Genomic DNA, 3,750 nt, shown 5'->3' on the forward strand with positions numbered 1-3,750 from the left:
AAACGACTTTTCGGCCCTGTCTTGCCCCGCGCCTTTCACGCCAACCACGCTGTCGCCTTCCCGTATGACATCAGCCACTGTAAAGTTCTGGATGACTTTTACTGAAGGGTATTTTTTTACGTTTTCAAAAAGGAAATTGTCGTAGATATAGCGCCTGCACACATAGCCAGTGTTCTGCTTGCCCTCCTTGTTTTTTGGGAACGGGATTGTGACGTGGGTTCCCTTTGGGTTTGAGAACACGACCCCGCTGATTTTTGCATGCGGGTTTTTCTCCATGTCGGCAGAGATTCCAAGTTCGCGAAGTATTTTAGTGCACTTGCCGCCAACAGCATCCCCGCAGGTCTTGTCTCGCGGGAACTGGCTTTTCTCAAGAAGAAGGACTTTTCTTCCCTCTTTTCCCAAAAATGCCGCAAGGGCGCTTCCGCCAGGCCCTGCGCCAACGATTATGACGTCAAATTTTTCTCCGGATTCCATTGATAACACCCTGAGTTTTGCAATATTTCTTGTGGTTTTATCGGCCAGGTTGCCGCTTGTTTTTGCTCATTTATAGGGACTCAAAATCAGGCTTTGGCAAGCCATTACTTTGGCCAAATTGCATAATTGCTTTCACCATAGATTATTAAAAGCGTTTTTATGCAGCTTTGGGCCTGGTTTTGGCTGCTCCAAACCATATAAAAACAGTTTGAGTCAGATAAATCCATGGAAAACGCGCAGGGAAAGGGAAACGCAAAGCCGGGCCAAAGGCTTGAGAGGGACGCCTTGGGAGTCGTGCAGTTGGATGCAAACTCATATTTTGGCTCATTTACAGCAAGGGCTGCGCAAAACTTCAGGTTCACAGGAAGCGCACTTTGCACATACAAAAAGGCGGTCATTAAAATCAAACTTGCTTGCGCGCTTGCAAACTGCAAGTGCGGGCTGCTTGAGAAAAGCAAGGCTGATGCGATTGAGCGGGCCTGCAGGGAGATATATGAAGGCAAGTTTGACGAATATTTTCCGCTTGGTTTTTACCAGGCAGGGGCAGGCACGCCGTTCAACATGAATGCAAACGAGGTCATTGCAAACAGGGCAAATGAAATACTTGGCGCGCCACTAGGCTCGTACAGGCACATACACCCGAACAACGATGTAAACATGGGCCAGTCATCAAATGATGTTACACCAACTGCCATACGCGTTGCCCTGCTTGATGCATTGCCAAGGCTTGAAAAGGCGATAGAGGTGCTTGCTGAGACCCTAGAAGCAAAGGCAAGAAAGCATGCAGGCAGGATAAAGGTGGGGCGTACGCATCTTCAGGATGCAGTGCCAATTGGCATTGGCCAGGAGATAAAAAGCTGGTCAGATGCGCTGCTTAAGGACCTTGGGCTGCTGCGACAGACAAAAAATGGATTGTGCACAATCGGGCTTGGAGGGACCGCACTTGGAACAGGGATTGCTGCGCACCCAAAGTTCGCAAAATACGCTGCAGAGGAGCTTTCAAGGCTTACAGGATGCGAGATTGCAAGCGGCCAGAACAAGCCCGAGCTCACATCCAACATGAATGCATTGCTTGCCTTTTCCTCAGGCCTAAGGGCTGTTGCAGTCAGCTGCGCAAAGATGGCAAATGACTTCAAGCTTCTTGTCAGCGGCCCAAAGGCGGGGATTGCAGAGCTTGTAATCCCCGAAGTTGAACCCGGCTCTTCAATAATGCCCGGCAAAATCAACCCGTCAATACCAGAGATGCTAGAGATTGTTGCATATGATGCAATTGGCATGGACCATGCAGTTGCCCTGTCGTGTCTTGGAGGGCAGCTGGAGCTAAACGTGCTTACACCGTTGATTGCCAAAAACACACTTGAAAGCGCCATTGCGCTCTCAAACGGGATTGAAATATTTGAGAGGAGCTGCGCAAGGGGGCTTGAATACGACATTGCGGCATGCAAGAAAAACGTGGATGCGACATTCATTTTTGCAACAGCCCTAAACCCCTACTTGGGTTATCATGTTGTAGCCGAAATTGTCAAGGAGTCTGTAAAAAGCGGCCTTACCGTGTCGCAGGTTGTATTGAAGCACGGGCTTTTAGGAGAAGGTGAGCTGAGGGTGATTTTGGACCCCGGGGCTCTTACAAGCCCTGCGCCAATTGACACCATGCTTGCTGAAAAAATCAAGTCAGGCAAGGCCTACGCGGACTATCTCAAAAGGATAGGGAAATAGCCAAAACGGAATAATTTTGTTTTCTTGCCTAATTTTTTTGGCCTATTAAATATCTAGCCCTGCTTGTTATGTTTTTTTGGCTTCCTGAGCTTATAGTATGCAAAGGTAATTGCTAGCGCAAAAGCCACAAGAATGGCAATTTTTGCCCAGGTAGGACTTGGAAAAGTGCCAAGCTCTTTGGATGAGACAATAAGACTTGAAAGAAGTCTCAATGGCTCCGATAAGCCCATGAATTGGTATGTGGCTTTTTTAGGCTGGCTAGGGGAAACCACAAAGTTTGCGCTTACAATACAATTACTTTTGACTGTTATATTTGTGACTTGGGATAATGGATTGCTGATATTGCAGTTGCCTGAAGTGATTGTCCATCCGCTAAATGTGCTATTGGCATAAGGCATTGCACTGATTAACTGTTTTGCCCCATAGTCAAAACCTGAACCATACCCTTTGACAGTGCCGGAATTGGCTGGCGAGACTGAGAGGGCAAGCGTATAGCCTTTGTCAAAGTTCGCCCGCACAATGCAGTTGGATTTTACCTTGACATAGGTTGCTGCGACTTTTTGGTCATTGATAACGCAGTTGGAATTGTCAAGAACAGACCAAGAGATGAACTTGTATCCCTGGCTGGCAGTTGCGCTTATTGGCATGACAGCCCCGTAAGGGATGTTTCCCGAGTATCCAGTAACTGTTCCAGATGCAGTTGGATAGACAGAAAGGCCCAAAGTATAATTTGCGCTTGGAGTCGCAGGTTTGAAAGTTGCAAGCAAGACACAGTTAGTTGAGCCCATAGCCACATAGGTGTCCCTTGATGAAAGATTTGTAACAGTGCAGCTTCCGGACTTGACCCAAGCCACGAATACATAACCACTTGAAGCCGTGGCATTAATCCTTGTTTGCTGGCCCGGGAGCAGGCCTGTCCTAGAACCGCTTGCAGTGCCGCCTGCGCTGTATTGAACAGTGAGGTTGTAAGTTTGCTGCTGGACGGGCCTGAAATATGCAGTGACTTCGCAGTTTGAACTTCCCATAGTAACATTTGTCAATGAAACGTAGGCATTGCCGATTTGGCAGGTGCCGTAGTTTATTGTCCAGTTGGCAAACACATAGCCCTGGAGCGAAGTCGCATTGATTTGGGCTGTTTGGCCTGGCAAAAGTCCGTTTTGTGAACCCCTGGCTGTCCCGCCCTCGTAAAACCAAACTGTAAGGTTGTATGTCTGCTGTGATGGTTGGGCTACTGCGAAGGACCTGTCTTCGCTAACTACAAAAGTAGAGCCAGTAACGCAAGACACCTGCCAATTATAGTTTGAATATGGAAGATTTCCTAGGGACGCCATGACTGTGGTGTTGTTGGCAACCGAACTGTTGATGAATTGGGCATACCAAACGTAGTTCTTTTGCACATTTAAAGTGCAAGATGCAGGATTTGGTATGCTAGAAAGATACCTGTACTTGAAGTTAACGTTGTTTGAGGTAGTTGTGAAGTTGTTTTGCGGCTCAAGGAGCATAATTTCAGTAGTTGGAGATTGAATTACTGTAAACATTGATATTGGACCTTGTTGCAAC

Annotated in this window: 3 protein-coding genes; 1 reads left to right on the forward strand and 2 read right to left on the reverse strand. The window is 47.4% G+C overall.

Translation table 11 applies throughout. The annotated features are described in order from the left end of the window. The coding region (locus FJZ26_04860) for an FAD-binding protein (GenBank protein ID MBM3229736.1) at window positions 1–474 on the reverse strand (474 nt) is incomplete at its 3' end. A 225-nt stretch (window positions 475–699) separates the two neighbouring features. Here FJZ26_04860 and FJZ26_04865 point away from each other — a divergent pair. Further along, on the forward strand, window positions 700–2,190 hold the full coding sequence (locus tag FJZ26_04865; GenBank protein MBM3229737.1) for an aspartate ammonia-lyase: 1,491 nt from the start codon (window positions 700–702) through the stop codon (window positions 2,188–2,190). A gap of 53 nt (window positions 2,191–2,243) precedes the next feature. Here the strand turns inward: FJZ26_04865 and FJZ26_04870 are convergent, their stop codons facing one another. Continuing rightward, entirely contained in the window at window positions 2,244–3,692 is a 1,449-nt protein-coding gene (locus tag FJZ26_04870; GenBank protein ID MBM3229738.1) for a hypothetical protein, read from the reverse strand. Between the last annotated feature and the right edge of the window lie 58 nt (window positions 3,693–3,750).

The sequence above is a fragment of the Candidatus Parvarchaeota archaeon genome (assembly GCA_016866895.1).
Lineage (GTDB): Archaea > Micrarchaeota > Micrarchaeia > Anstonellales > VGKX01 > VGKX01.

Bases quoted from the DNA above. Each gene is read 5' to 3' on its own strand.
- FJZ26_04865 (MBM3229737.1), top strand. From the start codon at position 700: ATGGAAAACGCGCAGGGAAAGGGAAACGCAAAGCCGGGCCAAAGGCTT.
- FJZ26_04870 (MBM3229738.1), bottom strand. From the start codon at position 3,692: ATGCTCCTTGAGCCGCAAAACAACTTCACAACTACCTCAAACAACGTT.